Origin of the sequence: Burkholderia sp. Bp9090, from assembly GCF_003857985.1 — a bacterium.
Taxonomy (GTDB): Bacteria; Pseudomonadota; Gammaproteobacteria; order Burkholderiales; family Burkholderiaceae; genus Burkholderia.
This window is the reverse complement of record NZ_QTPV01000031.1, coordinates 1-16,285: the sequence shown is the minus strand read 5'-3', so window position 1 is coordinate 16,285 and position 16,285 is coordinate 1. Positions and strand designations below refer to the sequence as shown.

The 16,285-nt window shown below is 67.9% G+C and carries 19 protein-coding genes and 1 pseudogene; 5 read left to right on the top strand and 15 right to left on the bottom strand.

What is annotated here, in order from left to right; translation table 11 throughout:
* Positions 1-15: 15 nt before the first annotated feature.
* The 5 genes from fahA to DIE16_RS24580 are packed head-to-tail and all read right to left on the bottom strand — an operon-like array spanning position 16 to position 5,973.
* The gene (gene fahA, locus DIE16_RS24600; protein WP_124488714.1) at positions 16-1,320 is read right to left on the bottom strand and encodes a fumarylacetoacetase; all 1,305 of its coding nucleotides are present in this window, start codon (positions 1,318-1,320) and stop codon (positions 16-18) included.
* Positions 1,317-2,651, bottom strand: a complete 1,335-nt coding sequence (gene hmgA, locus DIE16_RS24595) for a homogentisate 1,2-dioxygenase (protein ID WP_044844108.1) — start codon at positions 2,649-2,651, stop codon at positions 1,317-1,319. Before hmgA ends, fahA begins: the two co-directional genes overlap by 4 nt.
* Before the next feature lie 15 nt (positions 2,652-2,666).
* On the bottom strand, positions 2,667-4,028 hold the full coding sequence (locus DIE16_RS24590) for an MFS transporter (protein ID WP_124488712.1): 1,362 nt from the start codon (positions 4,026-4,028) through the stop codon (positions 2,667-2,669).
* Entirely contained in the window at positions 4,025-4,255 is a 231-nt protein-coding gene (locus DIE16_RS24585) for a DUF2783 domain-containing protein (RefSeq protein ID WP_044844106.1), read from the bottom strand. Before DIE16_RS24585 ends, DIE16_RS24590 begins: the two co-directional genes overlap by 4 nt.
* Before the next feature lie 29 nt (positions 4,256-4,284).
* Complete coding sequence (locus tag DIE16_RS24580) at positions 4,285-5,973, bottom strand: FAD-dependent oxidoreductase (protein WP_124893572.1); 1,689 nt, start codon at positions 5,971-5,973, stop codon at positions 4,285-4,287.
* A 380-nt stretch (positions 5,974-6,353) separates the two neighbouring features.
* Between DIE16_RS24580 and DIE16_RS24570 the strand changes: the two genes are divergently transcribed.
* Positions 6,354-7,157: an EAL domain-containing protein gene (locus DIE16_RS24570; protein WP_044844104.1), complete on the top strand. Its 804-nt coding sequence runs from the start codon at positions 6,354-6,356 to the stop codon at positions 7,155-7,157.
* A 231-nt stretch (positions 7,158-7,388) separates the two neighbouring features.
* Here DIE16_RS24570 and DIE16_RS24565 read toward each other — a convergent pair whose 3' ends face one another.
* Both DIE16_RS24565 and DIE16_RS24560 read right to left on the bottom strand, forming a co-directional pair.
* A complete protein-coding gene (locus DIE16_RS24565; RefSeq protein ID WP_124893571.1) occupies positions 7,389-7,799 on the bottom strand; it encodes a GFA family protein in 411 nt (136 codons plus the stop codon).
* 125 nt (positions 7,800-7,924) lie between these two features.
* On the bottom strand, positions 7,925-8,716 hold the full coding sequence (locus tag DIE16_RS24560; RefSeq protein ID WP_044844103.1) for an IclR family transcriptional regulator: 792 nt from the start codon (positions 8,714-8,716) through the stop codon (positions 7,925-7,927).
* A gap of 123 nt (positions 8,717-8,839) precedes the next feature.
* Here DIE16_RS24560 and DIE16_RS24555 point away from each other — a divergent pair, with 123 nt between their 5' ends.
* Entirely contained in the window at positions 8,840-10,027 is a 1,188-nt protein-coding gene (locus DIE16_RS24555; RefSeq protein WP_044844102.1) for an acyl-CoA dehydrogenase, read from the top strand.
* A 138-nt stretch (positions 10,028-10,165) separates the two neighbouring features.
* Here the strand turns inward: DIE16_RS24555 and DIE16_RS24550 are convergent, their stop codons facing one another.
* On the bottom strand, positions 10,166-10,804 hold the full coding sequence (locus tag DIE16_RS24550) for a peroxiredoxin (RefSeq protein WP_034182833.1): 639 nt from the start codon (positions 10,802-10,804) through the stop codon (positions 10,166-10,168).
* A 319-nt stretch (positions 10,805-11,123) separates the two neighbouring features.
* Between DIE16_RS24550 and DIE16_RS24545 the strand changes: the two genes are divergently transcribed.
* From DIE16_RS24545 to DIE16_RS24535, 3 genes are all read left to right on the top strand, one after another.
* A complete protein-coding gene (locus DIE16_RS24545) occupies positions 11,124-11,426 on the top strand; it encodes a YqjD family protein (protein ID WP_044844101.1) in 303 nt (100 codons plus the stop codon).
* A 124-nt stretch (positions 11,427-11,550) separates the two neighbouring features.
* Positions 11,551-11,940 carry a phage holin family protein gene (locus DIE16_RS24540; RefSeq protein WP_124893570.1) on the top strand — a complete coding sequence of 130 codons (390 nt, stop codon included), beginning with the start codon at positions 11,551-11,553 and terminating at the stop codon, positions 11,938-11,940.
* 43 nt (positions 11,941-11,983) lie between these two features.
* Positions 11,984-12,427 carry a DUF3318 domain-containing protein gene (locus tag DIE16_RS24535; RefSeq protein WP_124893569.1) on the top strand — a complete coding sequence of 148 codons (444 nt, stop codon included), beginning with the start codon at positions 11,984-11,986 and terminating at the stop codon, positions 12,425-12,427.
* Positions 12,428-12,505: 78 nt separating this feature from the next.
* Here the strand turns inward: DIE16_RS24535 and DIE16_RS24530 are convergent, their stop codons facing one another.
* The 7 genes and pseudogenes from DIE16_RS24530 to glyA form a co-directional block, all read right to left on the bottom strand.
* On the bottom strand, positions 12,506-12,958 hold the full coding sequence (locus DIE16_RS24530) for a type IV pilin protein (RefSeq protein WP_124893568.1): 453 nt from the start codon (positions 12,956-12,958) through the stop codon (positions 12,506-12,508).
* Complete coding sequence (locus tag DIE16_RS24525) at positions 12,955-13,503, bottom strand: pilus assembly protein (protein ID WP_124488706.1); 549 nt, start codon at positions 13,501-13,503, stop codon at positions 12,955-12,957. The genes DIE16_RS24530 and DIE16_RS24525 overlap by 4 nt, the downstream gene beginning before the upstream one ends.
* 106 nt (positions 13,504-13,609) lie before the next feature.
* The gene (locus DIE16_RS24520; protein ID WP_124893567.1) at positions 13,610-14,449 is read right to left on the bottom strand and encodes a PilW family protein; all 840 of its coding nucleotides are present in this window, start codon (positions 14,447-14,449) and stop codon (positions 13,610-13,612) included.
* A complete protein-coding gene (locus tag DIE16_RS24515; protein ID WP_124893566.1) occupies positions 14,433-14,855 on the bottom strand; it encodes a hypothetical protein in 423 nt (140 codons plus the stop codon). Before DIE16_RS24515 ends, DIE16_RS24520 begins: the two co-directional genes overlap by 17 nt.
* Positions 14,852-15,409 carry a GspH/FimT family pseudopilin gene (locus DIE16_RS24510; RefSeq protein WP_044844096.1) on the bottom strand — a complete coding sequence of 186 codons (558 nt, stop codon included), beginning with the start codon at positions 15,407-15,409 and terminating at the stop codon, positions 14,852-14,854. Before DIE16_RS24510 ends, DIE16_RS24515 begins: the two co-directional genes overlap by 4 nt.
* Positions 15,410-15,562: 153 nt before the next feature.
* Positions 15,563-16,042 carry a transcriptional regulator NrdR gene (gene nrdR / locus DIE16_RS24505; protein WP_006760615.1) on the bottom strand — a complete coding sequence of 160 codons (480 nt, stop codon included), beginning with the start codon at positions 16,040-16,042 and terminating at the stop codon, positions 15,563-15,565.
* A gap of 6 nt (positions 16,043-16,048) precedes the next feature.
* Positions 16,049-16,285 (bottom strand): annotated as a pseudogene (gene glyA, locus DIE16_RS24500) (serine hydroxymethyltransferase); the annotation flags it as partial.

Below are 16,285 nucleotides of genomic sequence, written 5' to 3'. Positions count from 1 at the left end.
TCGCGCCGCGATCCGTCACGCGCCCCGCGCGGGAAGGATCTTGCCGGCACAGGTGCCGAAGCCGACGCGATAACCATCGCCCTGGCACCACCCGGCGAGCGTGAGCTCGTCGCCGTCCTCGATGAACGCGCGGCTGCCGCCGCCGTTCAGCGCGAGCGGCTCCTTGCCGTTCCACGTCAATTCGAGCAGGCTGCCGAACGAATCCTTCGTCGGCCCGCTGATCGTGCCCGAACCCATCAGGTCGCCCACGCGCGTGTTGCAGCCTGCGACCGTGTGATGCGCGAGCTGCTGCGCCATCGTCCAGTACATGTGCCTGAAGTTGGTGCGGCAGATCGACGTCGCTTCGGGCGCACCTTCGGCGCGCAGCGTCACTTCGAGCGCGATGTCGAATGCATGCTTGCCCGCGTGCCGCAGATACGCGAGCGGCTGCGGCGACTGTTCGGGCTGCGCGACGCGAAACGGTTCGAGCGCGTCGAGCGTGACGATCCAGGGCGAGATCGTCGTCGCGAAGCCCTTCGAGTTGAACGGGCCGAGCGGCACGTATTCCCACTGCTGGATGTCGCGCGCGCTCCAGTCGTTCAGCAGCACCATCCCGAAGATGTGCGCTTCGGCATCCTCGCACGCGATCGGCTCGCCGAGCGCATTGCCGCGGCCGACGATGAAGCCCGTCTCCAGTTCGATGTCGAGCTTGCGGCACGCGCCGAACACCGGACGTTCCTGGTCGGGCAGCTTCAGCTGCCCATTCGGGCGCCGCACCGGCGTGCCGCTCACGACCACCGACGACGCACGGCCGTTGTAGCCGATCGGCATCTCCGACCAGTTCGGCAGCAGCGCATTCTTCGGATCGCGAAACATCGAGCCGACGTTGGTCGCATGCTCCTTCGACGAATAGAAATCGGTGTAGCCGGGAATGTCGACCGGCAGGTGCAGCGTCGCGTCGCGCTGCGCGACGAGCGCTTGCGCGCGCAACGCGGCGTCATCGCGCAGTCGCGCGTCGTCGCGCGAAAACAGCGTCGACAGCTGCACGCGCACGCTGCGCCACGCATCGCGGCCGAGCGCGATGAACGCATTGAGCGTCGGCGCGGCGAACACGTCGGCGCCGGCCGGCAGCGTCACGAGGCCCGCACGCGCGAGCGCGGCGAGGTCGACGATCTGGTCGCCGAGCGCGACGCCTGCGCGGCGCGCCGGTTGCTTCGCATCGCTGAAGATCCCGAACGGCAGGTTCTGGATCGGGAAATCGCAGGCGGGATCGTTCGCCGTCTCGACCCAGCTCTTGCGAGCCGGGTCGAGCGTCGCGCGCCAGTCTTGGGTATCGCTCATCGTTGCTCCGGATTGAAGTGTTTCCTGATGCCTTGCCAGCATTCGAAGTAGTCGGCCTGCAGCTGCGCGGTGTCGAGCGCATAGCGCGTCGGCCGGATCAGCGTGCGGGTTTCGAACATGAACGCCATCGTCGCGTCGACCTTGTGCGGCTTCGTCGTGTCGCTCGCCGACGCCTTCTCGAACGTGTCCGCGTCCGGCCCGTGGCCCGACATGCAGTTGTGCAGGCTCGCGCCACCCGGCACGAAGCCTTCGGCCTTCGCGTCGTACGCGCCGTGCACGAGCCCCATGAACTCGCTCGCGACGTTGCGGTGGAACCAGGGCGGGCGGAACGTATCCTCGGCCGCGAGCCAGCGTGGCGGGAAGATCACGAAGTCGATCGTGTCGACGCCCGGCGTGTCGCTGGGCGACTGCAGCACGAGGAAGATCGACGGATCGGGATGGTCGAAGCTGATCGAGCCGATCGTATTGAACAGGCGCAGGTCGTATTTGTACGGCGCGTAGTTGCCGTGCCACGCGACGACGTCGAACGGCGAATGGCCGATGTCCGCGCGCCACAGGCGCCCGTTCAGCTTTGCGACCAGCTCGAACGCGCCCTCGCGATCCTCGTACGCGGCCTGCGGCGTGAGGAAATCGCGCGGGTTCGCGAGGCCGTTCGAACCGATGGGGCCGAGGTCCGGCAGGCGCAGCAGCGCGCCGAAGTTCTCGCAGATGTAGCCGCGCGCATCGCCGTCCGGCAGCGCGACGGAAAAACGCACGCCGCGCGGAATCACCGCGATCTCGAACGGCTCGACGTCGAGCCGGCCGAATTCGGTCGCGATGAAGAGCCGCCCCTGCTGCGGCACGATCAGCAGCTCGCCGTCGGCGCTGTAGAAAAAGCGGTCCTGCATCGAGCGGTTCGCCGCGTACAGGTGGATCGCACAGCCGTTCATCGCGGCCGCCGAGCCGTTGCCGGCCATCGTCACGAGCCCTTCGACGAAATCGGTCGGCTCGACCGGCATCGGCAGCGGATCCCAGCGCAGCTGGTTCGGCGGCGTCGGCGGCACGTCGGCCGAGTCGCCGAATTCCGACACGAGCCGCTGCGGGCCCGTGAACGGCTCGAACGGCCGGTGCACGGCCGCCGGCCGGATCCGGTACAGCCACGAGCGGCGGTTGTGGCTGCGCGGTGCGGTAAACGCGGTGCCCGACAGCTGCTCCGCATAGAGCCCGTACGGCGCGCGCTGCGGCGAGTTGCGGCCGTGCGGCAGCGCGCCGGGCAGCGCCTCGGTCGCGAATTCGTTCGCGAATCCGCTCAGGTAGCCGGCGGTCGCCGGTTTCGACAGGTCAAGCGTCATCGTTTCCTTTCTCCATCAATTCAAGGCGGCGTTCGGCGCCTGCGCCCCGCTGCGCCGCGTGACGCCGGCCAGGCCCAGCACGAACAGCGCCGAGCACAGCACGGGCACCGCGGCCGCATGGAACAGCGCGCCGTTGGTCCAGTTGAGCGCAATCAGTTGTCCGCCGACGAGCGGCCCGAGCACCGAGCCGATCCGGCCAATGCCGAGGCTCCAGCCAATGCCGGTCGAGCGCAGCGATGTCGGGTAATACTGGCCCGCGAGCGCGTTCACGGCCGGCTGCCCGCCGACCACGCAGAACCCGCCCGCGAACACGACGAGCAGCAGCCACGGCAGCGCATGCGCGACCGAGCCGATCAGCCCCACCGACACGGCCGCGCATGCGAAGCACGCGAACAGCACGCGCACGAAGCCGTAGCGTTCGATGAACCAGCCGAGCGACAGCGTGCCGATCACGCCGCCCGTCTGCAGCACAGTGCCGACGATCACCGCCGTGCCCGGCGAATAGCCCGCGTCGCGCATCACCGTCGGCAGCCAGTTCGACAGGAAGTACAGGTCGATCAGGTTCATGAAGCTGATTGCCCACAGCAGCAGCGTGACCGGCAGGCGGCCATGACGGAACAGCTCGGCGACCGGCGCGCCGCTCGCCGCGCGCTCGCGCACGACGAGGCGCGTGTTCGCGTCGATGCCGGCCTGCGGCGCGAAGCGCGCGAGCCAGGCGCGTGCCTGCGCGTCGCGCCCTTTCAGCACCAGGAACTGCAGCGATTCGGGCAGCCGCGCGAACATCGCGAGCGTCAGCACCAGCGGCACCGCGCCGCCGACGAAGAACACCGAGCGCCAGCCGAGCGCCGGAATCAGCGCGGCGCTGATGAAGCCGCCGAGCGCGGCGCCGAGCGTGAAGCCGCACGACACGATCATCATCCGCTTCACGCGATGGGCGGCCGGGCTGAACTCGCCGACCAGCGCCATCGCGTTCGGCATGATGCAGCCGAGGCCGAGGCCCGTGACGAAGCGCAGCGCCATCAGCACCGGGATCGAACCCGCGAACGGCGTCGCGAGCATCGTCACCGCGAAGAACAGCGTCGAGCCGATCAGCACCGGGCGCCGCCCGATCCGGTCGGCCAGCACCGACAGCCCGAGCGCGCCGAGCAGCATCCCGAACAGGCTCGCGCTGAACACGGGCCCGAGCGCCTGCTTCGGCACGCCCCATTCGGCGATCACGCTCGGCGCGACATACCCCATCGCCTGCGCATCGAAGCCGTCGATCACGAGACACAGCCCGCACAACACGAGCAGCATCCAGTGAAAGCCCGGGCGATGCGTGTCGTCGATCACGCGCTCGACTTCGAGCACGCGCGCGTCGGCCGGCGCCGCGCTCATTGCGCCGCCTCGGCGGCCGGATGCACGGGCGGCGTCACGCCCTGGCGCGCGAGCGCCATCGCTTCGCGCAGCACGTCGGCGTCGCCGATCTGGTTCGCGAGCAGCAGGATCAGCTTCGCGTTGACGAGCTGGCTGTCGGCGTCCGACAGGTCGCGATGCATGTCGATCAGCGCTTCGTAGAACGCGTCCGGATCGGCCAGGCGCGGGCGGGTGTCGAGTCGGGGCATGACGGGTGTCTCCGGTATCGTTGTCGTGGTCAATGCGCGGTTGCGCGTGCGCAGGTCCCGCGCGCCAGTGCGTCGGCGATCGCCTGGCGCTCGAGCGTGCGCATCCGTGCGCAGACGTGCTGGTCGGGACGCAGCAGGTAGAACGTGCCGGGCTTCGCGTCGTAGCGTTGCGCGACGAAACCGTCGACGTCCTCCACGACGTCGACGCCGGCCACCGGTTGCGCGTGCCCGGCCGGCACGACCAGCACCGGCCGCACCGGCAGCGCGAGGCCGTCGAGCGCCTGCGCGAGCGCGGCGGCGTCGCCCGGCAGCCCGAACAGCATGCCCGCGAAGCCGTCGCCCAGATGCCGCAGCAGCCAGCCGGACGCACCCTGCGCGCGCACCGGCGCATCGGCCGCCGCCGCGCCCGGCCGCATCGCGCACGCGAACGCGTCGCCGTTGCGGTCCGGCGTGTTCAGCGGCGAATCGGTCAGCACGGCAGGCACCGACAGGCGGCCGCTGTTCACGAGCTTGCGCGCGAATTCGCAGTCGCGCGCAAGCTTCAGTGTCGCGTCGCGGAACACGCGCGACACCGCGCTCTTCGGCGTGATGAAATCGGTCGAGCGCGTCGAATTGCGGATGTTCTCGTCGGCCGCGAACTCGCGCTCGCTCGCGTAGGTGTCGAGCAGGCGGTCGTGCGCGCGGCCGTCGAGCACGAGCTTCAGCTTCCACGCGAGGTTGTCCGCGTCCTGCACGCCGCTGTTCGCGCCGCGCGCACCGAACGGCGACACGCCGTGCGCGGAATCGCCCGCGAACAGCACGCGGCCGTGACGGAACGTGTCCATCCGCTGGCAGCGGAACGTATAGACGCTCACCCATTCGAGCTCGAACTCGACGTCCGGCCCGAGCAGCGCGCGCACGCGCGGGATCACGCGTTCCGGCTGCTTCTCGGCGACCGGATCGGCGTCCCAGCCGAGCTGGAAGTCGATGCGCCACACGTTGTCGGGCTGGCGGTGCAGCAGCACCGACTGGTTGCGATGGAACGGCGGATCGAACCAGAACCAGCGTTCGGTCGGGAATTCCGCCTTCATCTTCACGTCGGCGATCAGGAAGCGGTCCTTGAACGTGCGGCCGCGGCTCTCGAGGCCCATCGCCGCGCGCATCGGGCTGCGCGAGCCGTCGGCCGCGATCACGTATTGCGCGCGCAGCGTCTCGATCCCTTCGGGCGTCTCGACGGTGAGCGTGGCGTGTTCCGCCGATTGCGCGACACCCGTCACCTTGTGCTTCCAGCGAATGTCGAGGTTGGGCAGCGCGAACGCGCGCTCGGCCAGATAGCCTTCGACGTAGTACTGCTGCAGGTTGATGAACGCGGGACGCGCGTGGCCTTCCTCCGGCAGCAGGTCGAACGCATACAGCTGTTCGTCCTGCAGGAAGACCTTGCCTACATGCCAGCTCACGCCCTTGTCGACGAAGCGCTCGCCGCAGCCGAGCCGGTCGAAGATCTCGAGCGTGCGCTTCGCGAAACAGATCGCGCGCGAGCCCGTCGACAGGGTGTCGTCGTCGTCGAGCAGCACGACCGGCACACCCTGCTGCGCCAGGTCGATCGCGGCCGACAGGCCCACCGGGCCCGCGCCGACGACGATCACCGGGTGGAGGGTCGCGTCATCGCCGGCGGCGCGCGTCGCGCGCGGCCGGTAGTCGAACTTCAGCGTCTGGTAATCGATGCTCATGGTCGCCATCCGCTCCTCAACCCTGCCGTGCGCATGCCGGCGCGCGCACCGTCGTTCCGCTCATGCCCGTTGCCCGCCGCCGCCGCGGCCCGCCCTGTTCCGTCCACTTCCTGTCAACCGCCACGTCTCGCTCCTTGCTTCCTGTTGATCCGATTCGGGAAACGGCACCGCTGCGGGCGCCCGAACGCCGCTTTTCTTGATCGGCGACACATTCTTGGATTTACGAATAGTAAAACCAATTACGAATAGTGAAATCAACGTAAACCCTAGCCGCCGGTTCCGGAACGGGATAACCATATGAGCGAAACGCCAAGCCGAGCCGGGCTCGCGCTGCTAATATCGAGAGATGAGGCGGCCCTTTCGGCCGCCATTTTTTCCTTCCCACGCCGATGATTCCGCCCAACATTCCCGAGCTGGTCGTCCGTGCCGGGCAACTGCCGTATCTGCGGGAACACCTTGCGCTCGCCGAGGGCGGCACCGCGTGCGCCAATCTGCCGGAGCGCACGCTCGCGAGCGCCTATGAACCGATCTACGACGTGACGATGCCCGGCGCGCCGCAGTCGACGTCGTTCGCGGACGCGATCGAGCGCTACGGCGACGAACTCGGCTTCCAGGCCGTCACGCTGGTCACGGGCACGCCGCACGACCCGGTCGATTCGGCCGTCGACGACCAGACACTCGTCGCGATCGACCGGCTGTCGCGCGCGCTGCACGCGATCAACTTCTTCGGCGCGCAACGTCACGGGCTGCTGTTCCTGCGCGTGCACGAACGGCTGCTCAAGAGCGTGAAGTACGACCACGGCAAGCATTTCTCGTCGGTGCTGCAGCGCTTCGGGCTGCCGACCGAGCGGATCGTGATCGAGCTGCCGGCCGTCGCGGTCGCGCACAAGACCTTCCTCGGCTACCTGACGCGCAGCTACCAGCATCACGGCTTCAAGGTCGCCGACAAGCTGCCCGACCCGGGCCGGATCCTCGCGGTCGAATCGGAGATGGCGCGGCCCGACTACATCAAGATGGATGCAGGCATCGCGCTGCGCGACGGGATGGTGAAGGCGCTGGTCGCGTATGCGCAGCGCGTGCGGATTCCGCTGATTTTCGACGGCGTCGTCGACGAGACGCAGTGCGAGCTGCTGCGCCAGCACGACGTGCGGTTCATGCAGGGGCCGGTGTTCGCGAAGGTCGTCACGGCCTGATTGGCGGTGTGGCTGCCGGCGTGCGGGAGCAGCCGGCGCGTGGAGCGCGCCGCGCAGGATCGTGGATTCGATTCAGCGAGCGGGTTGCGGCGGGGATCGGGAGGTCGGTACGATCGTTCGTGACGCGATGCCGAACGGCAGCCGGTGCCTGATTCATCACGCGCAAAGATCGGAGCTGCGTTGAGCACGTTCGCGCGGCCGTGTCGCCGCGTCGGCCTCGATGGCCGCCGCCTACGCTCTTCCGCCGTCAGCGTACTTCGGCAGATCGTCGTCGACCTCGATACCCGGGAAACGATCCCCGTACCAGACATGCCATGCGGGACGCAGCCGCGCCGGCTCGTCGAGCGTTGCGTAGTTGATTTCCACGGTCGTCGGCGCATTCGCCAGCCGGTACTCGAGCTGCGCGCCGCAGCGGCCGCAAAAGCGCCGCTCGCCCCACGCGCTCGACGCATAGACCGTCGGCTCACCCTGCACATACTCGAATGCGTCGATCGGCACCGAGGCCGACGCGACGACCGCCGCGCCCGTCGTGCGCTGGCAGAGCCGGCAATGGCAAAAGCCCGCATCGGTCGGAACGCCGGCGATCCGGTAGCGGATCGCCCCGCATGCGCAACCGCCTTCCAGGGTTTCCGGGTGTGACATCGCGAACCTCGTCAGCGTCGGGAAGCAGGTGGACGATGATGAGCGCGGTTCGCGCGCGGTGCAACCGGCGGCAGCGCCCGCTCGCGTGCCCGGGCGCCCCGGCGACACGCCGCGCAGGGCCCGTTTCAGACCGTCTGCCCGAGCCGCTGCGCGAGCGCCTTCAGCTTCGGCCCGACCTGCGTGCGGAACACGTCCTCGTCCATCGACGACGCAGGCCCGCTGCAGCTCAGGATCAGCCAGCGCCCCTCGCGCGGCTCGCGAAACGGCACGGCCGCCGCGTTCACGTCCATGTGCCACGCGCGGAACGAATAACAGCATCCGCCCGCGGAGAATTCGGCCACCGCGTCCTGTGCGGCCGCGACGAGCGCATCCGCGTCGGCCGCGCCGCCCGCCGCCCGGTGCAGATCCGCGTAGAGCGCGCGGCGCACGTCCTCCGGCTGCACGGCCAGGTACGCGCGCCCCATCGAGCTCGTCAGCATCGACAGCCGCGAGCCGGGCGCCAGCCCGAGCGTCAGCGCCGTTTCGCTGCGGATCGTCTCCAGATAGATCATGTCGAGCCCGTCCCGGCAGCCGAGCGACACGGCCGCGCCGATCTCGCGCGCGAGCGCCTGCATGTGCGGCCGCGCGAGATCGAGGGTGCCCGAGCCGGACAGCAGCGCGTAGCCGAGCGACAGCACGCCGGCGTCGAGCGCATACTTTCCGAGCGTCTCGTCGTAGCGCAGGTAGCCGAGCACGGTCAGCGTGTAGGCGAGCCGGTTCACCGTCGCCTTCGGCAGCCCGGTGCGCTCCGCGAAGTCGCGATTGCCGAGCATCGTCTCGCCGGGCCGGAAGGCGCGCAGCAGGTCGAGCCCGCGCGCGAGCGCAACGACGAACTTGCGTTCGTCGATCGTGGTTTCGTCGATGGTTGAAAGCGTCATCTGATGCTACACTGGGTTCGTTTTGCAAAACATTGTTCCGCACAGCGGAACCTGAGTCAAGCGAACTTTAGACATCGGGCCAGGCGGCGAAGCGCCAACCCGGGGCCGACAGGAGATGAAACGATGGCTGCTGCAACCTTTCATTGGGACGATCCGCTGCTGCTCGACCAGCAACTGACCGAAGAAGAGCGGATGGTGCGCGATGCCGCGCACGCGTACGCACGGGACAAGCTCGCGCCGCGCGTGACCGAAGCGTTCCGCCATGAGCGCACCGACGCCGAGATCTTCCGCGAGATGGGCGAGATCGGCCTGCTCGGCCCGACGATTCCTGAAGAATACGGCGGCCCCGGTCTCAATTACGTGAGCTACGGGCTGATCGCGCGCGAAGTCGAGCGCGTCGACTCCGGCTACCGCTCGATGATGTCCGTGCAGTCGTCGCTCGTGATGGTGCCGATCCACGAATTCGGCTCGGACGCGCAGAAGCAGAAATACCTGCCGAAGCTCGCGAGCGGCGAATGGATCGGCTGCTTCGGGCTGACCGAGCCGAACCACGGCTCCGACCCGGGCAGCATGGTCACGCGCGCGAAGAAGGTGCCCGGCGGCTATTCGCTGTCCGGCGCGAAGATGTGGATCACCAACTCGCCGATCGCCGACGTGTTCGTCGTGTGGGCGAAACTGGAAGAAAACGGCAAGGACGCGATCCGCGGCTTCATTCTCGAGAAGGGCTGGAAGGGACTGTCGGCGCCGGCGATCCACGGCAAGGTCGGGCTGCGTGCGTCGATCACCGGCGAGATCGTCCTCGACGAAGTGTTCGTGCCCGAAGAGAACCTGATGCCCGACGTGAGCGGCCTGCGCGGCCCGTTCACGTGCCTGAACTCGGCGCGCTACGGGATCGCCTGGGGCGCGCTCGGCGCAGCCGAGTCCTGCTGGCACACCGCGCGCCAGTACGTGCTCGACCGCAAGCAGTTCGGCCGCCCGCTCGCCGCGAACCAGCTGATCCAGAAGAAGCTCGCCGACATGCAGACCGAAATCACGCTCGGCCTGCAAGGCGTGCTGCGTCTCGGCCGGATGAAGGACGAAGGCACGGCGGCCGTCGAGATCACGTCGATCATGAAGCGCAACTCGTGCGGCAAGGCACTCGACATCGCGCGGCTCGCGCGCGACATGCTCGGCGGCAACGGCATCTCGGACGAATTCGGCGTCGCGCGCCACCTCGTGAACCTCGAAGTGGTGAATACGTACGAAGGCACGCACGACATCCATGCGCTGATCCTCGGCCGCGCCCAGACGGGCATCCAGGCATTCTTCTGATCATTCTGATGCGCGGCGCGGCGCCCTTCGCGCCGCATCGTCGCCGCTGAAACGACACGGCCCGCCCGGCATCGCTGCCGGGCGGGCCGTTTTCATCGACGCGCGTTCGTCACGCGGCGCCGATGCGGCAGCCGCTCCTTACTTGTTCGGCTGCGGCGTGAGGCGCAGGTACGGCCGCACGGCGTTGAAACCCTTCGGGAAGCGTTTCTTCAGCTCTTCCGGATCCTGCAGCGACGGCACGATCACGACGTCGTCGCCGTCCTTCCAGTTGCCGGGCGTCGCGACCTTGTAATTGTCGGTCAGCTGCAGCGAGTCGATCACGCGCAACACTTCGTCGAAGTTACGGCCGGTGCTGGCCGGATAGGTGATGGTGAGCCGCACCTTCTTGTTCGGGTCGATCACGAACAGCGAGCGCACCGTCAGCGTTTCGTTCGCGTTCGGGTGGATCATGTCGTACAGCTGCGAAACCTTGCGGTCCGCGTCGGCGATGATCGGGAAACCGACCACGGTCGACTGCGTTTCGTTGATGTCGTTGATCCAGCCCTTGTGCGATTCGACGCCGTCGACCGACAGCGCGATCACCTTCACGTTGCGTTTCTCGAATTCGCCCTTCAGCTTCGAGGTCAGCCCGAGTTCAGTCGTGCACACCGGCGTGTAATCGGCCGGGTGCGAGAACAGGACACCCCAGCTGTCGCCCAGCCACTCGTGAAACTTGATGGGGCCCAGGCTCGATTCCTGCTCGAAATCCGGTGCGATGTCGCCAAGACGCAGACTCATGATGTTCCCTCCTCGAACGATGCTGGTTGAAACCGCGCGCTGGATGGCGCGGGACAGTCCATCAGCTTACGGGAAGCAATGAGACATGCGAACGATTATTACGTTTGATATTCATACTTTTTTGTCATTTTTGCCGGGTGGCGGCGCGGCACGAATGGCGCCCAGGGAAACTTTTCGTATCGTCTGAAGCTCTGTTGACGATTACGAGTCGTTTACCATGCAGTCTTGCACTGCCGCCGTTTATTTGTCCCGGCTCGCCAGCGGGCAGGCGTTTCGCTAGGATGTGAACCTGCAGCATGACAGCATGAAGGGAGTTGCAATGTCGGAAATCAACAAGGAGAAACTGATGTCGGATATCAAAACCGTTCTCGCGGACGCCGAGGATCTGCTCAAGCAAGCGGCGAGCAGCACGGGCGACCGTGCGGCCGAACTGCGCGAAAAAGCCCTGTCGCGCCTGAAGCAGGCCAAGGAAAAGGCAACCGACGTCCAGGTCGTGGTGGTCGAGAAAGGCAAGAAGGCCGCACGCGCGACCGACGACTACGTGCACGAGCATCCGTGGACGTCGATCGGCGTCGCCGCCGGCGTCGGTGTGCTGATCGGCCTGCTGATCAACCGCAAGTAACGCGCTCGGCGCCGTTCCGCCCCATGCGCCGCCCGGTGCGGCACATGGGCGCCGAAGCCGGCCGGCGGTTCGCCGCCGGCCAGCTTTGACCTAGACGCTCACTGCGCGCGCAAGCGCCTTATTCATGACGACAGACACCCACTCGCAGCCGTCCGGCCAGGGACCGTTGCGCCGCTTCGTCGGCTCCGCGATCGGCCTGCTGCAGACGCGCCTCGAACTGGTCGGCATCGAACTCGCCGAGGAGAAGGAACGCCTGATGGGCGTGCTGTTCCTCGGGCTCGCGGCCATGATGCTCGCGACGATGGCGCTCATCAGCCTGACCGTGCTCGTCACGATCGCGTTCTGGGACACCTACCGGTGGCAATCGCTCGCGGTCATCACCGCGCTGTACGCGATCGCCGGTATCGCATGTGCGCTGAAGGCGCGCACGGGCCTGCGCGAGGCGCCGACCGTGTTCGAAGCAACGCTCGCCGAGCTCGAGAAAGACCGCGAGGCTTTCCGCGGCAGGCCGTGAACGCAGTCGCGTTCACCCCTCTCACCTACTTCGCCGACGCGCCATGAGCCAGAACGTCACGGGCCACTCGCCCCGCCCCCATTCGTCGCGATCGAAGTGGAGCGCGTCGCAGCATCGCGCGCTCCGCAAGGAATTGCTGATCCTGCGATCCGAGGTCGAGCGGCTCGAGCTTACCGAAGCCGCCGCCGAAATGCGCCACGCCGTCACGCGCTTCAGCTGGCTCAAGGTGTTCATCCCCGGCCTGTCGAGCGGCAAGTTGAGCCAGTCCGCCAAGAACCTGAACGCGAACCTCGGCCAGCTCGTCAACCAGTATCCGATGCTGAGTTCGCTCGCGTCGCTCGTGCTGGCGAAACCCATTCGATCGCTGCTGCGCGCGAGCGCGGGCCCCGCGCTGAAGTGGGGCACCGTCGGCTTCGCCGCGTGGGAGTTCTACCGGATCTGGAAACAGTCGCGCGATGAACGCGCAATGGCCGCGAACGACGACTGATACGCAACGACGGGCGTGCACGGCCATCCGGCGGTGCGCGTTTTCCGTGCGTGATCGGACGATCGGGTAATCGGGCGATCAGCGCACGCCCCAGCATGTCCGCTCCAGTGTCTCGGACGCTGCGTCGCTCGATCCCGTATTGCCTTTCGTGCCGTCCGAACGCAGCGTGAATGCGCCGCATGCATCGGCACGCATCGGGCCTGCCTCGAGCGGGTTCGCAACGAGTTCGTAGACGACCTGCGCATCATCGCCGACCGATCGTTTCAGCCCCACGCGGTAAATCGCCTGCCCGTCCGGCGGTGCCTGTGCGTATGCGTCCGGCAACGTCTGCGGCGCCGGGCCGTCGAGCGTTTCGAGATATTGAGCGGCGCGATACAGCGCGGCAACCGCGGACGCGCGATGCATGCGCGCGACATGTTCGCGATATGACGGGACGCCCCACGCGGCCAGCACAGCGACGATCGCAAGCACGATCGTCAGTTCGAGCAACGTGAACGCCGCCGACCGGCGCAGCAATCCAGGCGCTTTCATCGATGCACCGCCGCGACGCGACGCCAGCGCTGCGCCACGATGCGTCCGTCGCGCAGCGCGACCTGGCTCTGCAGCCAGACCACGCTCGACGCATGGCCGCCGACACCACGCGCGGTGACGAGGTAAGCGCGACTCCCTTGCGGACCGACGCCTCGCCAGGCTTCGATCAGGCAACGCGGCGGCTGGGCCGCCATCGGCCAGGAGGCGAACGGCGCGAATGCATCGTCGACGCCCAGCGCGGGCGTACGCCGCCATGCATCCGGCTCGCCGGGTGACAGGGGTTCGTCCATGTACGGCGCCCCGCCGCGGAGCAATCGCGCAGTACAGGCTGCCAGTGCTGCGTCGGCCGCGTGAAATGCAATCAACCGGTCCGACAATGCACGCGTGCGGCGCGATTCCGTCAGCGCGGATTCGAACCATGTACCGGTCAGCGCGGCGACCGCCGCGCCGACAGCGATCACGGCAGGCAGTGCAAGGCCCGCGTCGCGACGCCAGCCGCGGCTGGCGGATGGAAAGCGTGCGCGCGTCGTTCTTCCGCTCAGCATGAGGCCCTCACCGCTTGCTGTGAGTCGAAGAAAGCAACGATGCGCCCCCTTGCGCGGACGGCCGCGATTCGCATCGCAAGCTCGCCGACGAATCCGGTTGCATGGATCATCGCGCTACCTCGTGGTCCTGCGCCGCGTCACGGACGGGATCCGCGAAGGCGACCGCGGCATTGCGCAACGCGACGATTCGATGCAGCACCAGATGCGCGCGATCATCCCGCGAAACGGCCGTGCGGCCGTCGCAATCGACATGACGCGCGGGCCCGTCAATCGGTTCGCCACGCGCCCGCACGCATACATGCACGGCGATGACATCGTGCCAGTCGCCGGCACCCATCGCCTCCGCGTCGACGAACCGCGCGCCTTCGCGACGCAGGTAACGGACCCGCAGCTGATCGATGCCGGACACGACAGGCTGCGGCGTACCCAGGCGCCCGCTTCCCTCGCAGTACAACTCGGGCTCGCCCGTCGACGGGCTGACATGCGCGTCGAAACGGTTTTCCACGAGCGGCCGCTCACCGGGAGCGCCGACACCCTGCCCGAGACAATCCGACACCTGTGCACCGACCGTCGGCCACGTCGACACGGCATCGCCGACATACCGAACCAGCACCGCATCCGACGCTGCGCGCACGGCTTCGCAGCGCACCTGCGCGCCATCGCCTCGCACGCGCCCCGCGGAACAACCGAACACCGGCGGCAGCGATGACGCCCCTTCGACATCGAGCGGACGAAACCCGGCCATCTGGATCTGCTGGCCGATCAGCATCAGCGCGGTCGCGGCCGCATCGCGCATCCGGAACCCGTCTTCCGCGCGCCGCTGCGCGATGCGCTGGGCGTGGTACAGCGCACCGGCCGCGGCAAGCACGAGCAGGCCGACGGTCATCGCGATCAGCACTTCGAGCAGCGTATGCGCGCGGCTGCGGCGATCAGCGTTCGTCCGCATCGGCATGGGCCTCCCGAAACGGTATCCGCACGCACGACGCCGGCTTGACCGTAGCGCCCGCACCTTCACATCGCGTGGAAGTCGCCGCGTAGGCGTTGGTGTCGCGCCAGCCGACCACCACGTAGCGGACACCGGCCGGCCCATCGTCGAGCGTCATCGTGCCGCCGGGCAGCGATGCAGCCGCGAGCGCCGCGATGCCGTCGTCGGCGCCCGTCGCCGCGCGCCGGCGCTCGATGCGAGCGTCGGCCAGCCACAGCGCGCGTTCACGCCAGATCGTCGCCCGCTGCGCGCGCGTCATCGTGAGCTGACTGCCGGCCACGGCCAGCATCACGGTTGCGAGCAGCGCGATGGCCAGCACCGCTTCGAGCAGCGACGTGCCGCGCATCGACTTGCGCGCGCACGTCATGCCGCGTCGCAACGACCGGCGACGACGCGTGCCCGACCGCCCGCCGCGATCCGGATGCAGCGCGATACGCGTGCGTCATCGCCGGGCAGCGCACGCTGCGGACGTAATTCGAAACGCCGGATCCCGCCGATCACCTGGCCTGCCGACGGCGCAAATGCCAGATCGTGCGCCGCGCCCGCGATAGCGACGTCGGCATCGCGCGGATAGCGCCGCAGCACGCGCGGCTGCCCGTCGAACTGCCCGCTGACGATCCAGCCGCACGACCATTCCGCCGGATCGCACCGCTCGCCGGGCCGCACGCAGTCGCCATCGCGCCCGGCCCTGCACAGCGTGACACGCACGCCGAGACGCGTCGCCTCGGTGCGCGCGAACGACAGCGCACCAAGCAGCGCGAGCGCGCGGGCCTCCACGCGTTCGCGCATGCGCCACTGATCGAATGCGGGTGCGGCGTAGAGTCCGATCGCGGCTGCCAGCGCGATCGCGACCATCAACTCGACGAGCGTGAAGCCGCCGCATCGCATGCGTTTTTCAACACCCTGCCGGTGCAGTCCCATCGCGATCGCCCTCCGTCAACGTGATGCGTCGACTGTAGCGACGCGAGCGAACGCGCGCCATTGGCCGAACGGCCGACTGGCGACATGCGATCGCAGCCGACACAATCGGCGCGAACTGAACCCACGGAGAAGACGATGAACGGACGCAGCGCGTCAGCGCTTACGCGGAGGCTTGGAGGGGGACGCGCGACGGAACTCTTCGATCACGTCGGCAAATTCGGAAACGTCCTCGAACCGGCGGTAAACCGATGCGAAACGGACATAGGCGATCGTATCGAGACCGCGCAGCTCGTTCATCACGAGCTCGCCGAGCTTCTCGCTACGCACTTCACGCTCGCCGGTTGCGAGCAGCTGATATTCGATGCGGGCAACCGCCGCGTCGATCGCGTCAGCCGCAACCGGCCGCTTGCGCAGCGCGAGTTGCATGCTGGCGACGATCTTGCGACGGTCGAATTCCGTGCGGCTGCCGTCCTTCTTCACGACGGCCGGCAGGTTCAGCTCGACCCGCTCGTACGTCGTGAAGCGCTTGTCGCAAGCCGAGCAACGACGGCGCCGACGAATCGCGGCGCCATCTTCGGACACGCGCGAGTCGACGACCTGCGTGTCCTCATGCCGGCAGAACGGGCAGCGCATGCCGGATCAGCGATAGACCGGGAAACGCTTCGTCAGCTCGGCCACTTGCGCGCGCACGCGCTCGATCGTCGCTGCATCTTCCGGGTTCTCGAGCACGTCGGCGATCAGGTTGCCGACCTGCTCGGCTTCCGCCGTGCCGAAGCCGCGCGTCGTCATCGCCGGCGAGCCCAGGCGGATGCCGCTCGTCACGAACGGCTTTTCCGGATCGTTCGGGATCGCGTTCTTGTTCACCGTGATGTGCGC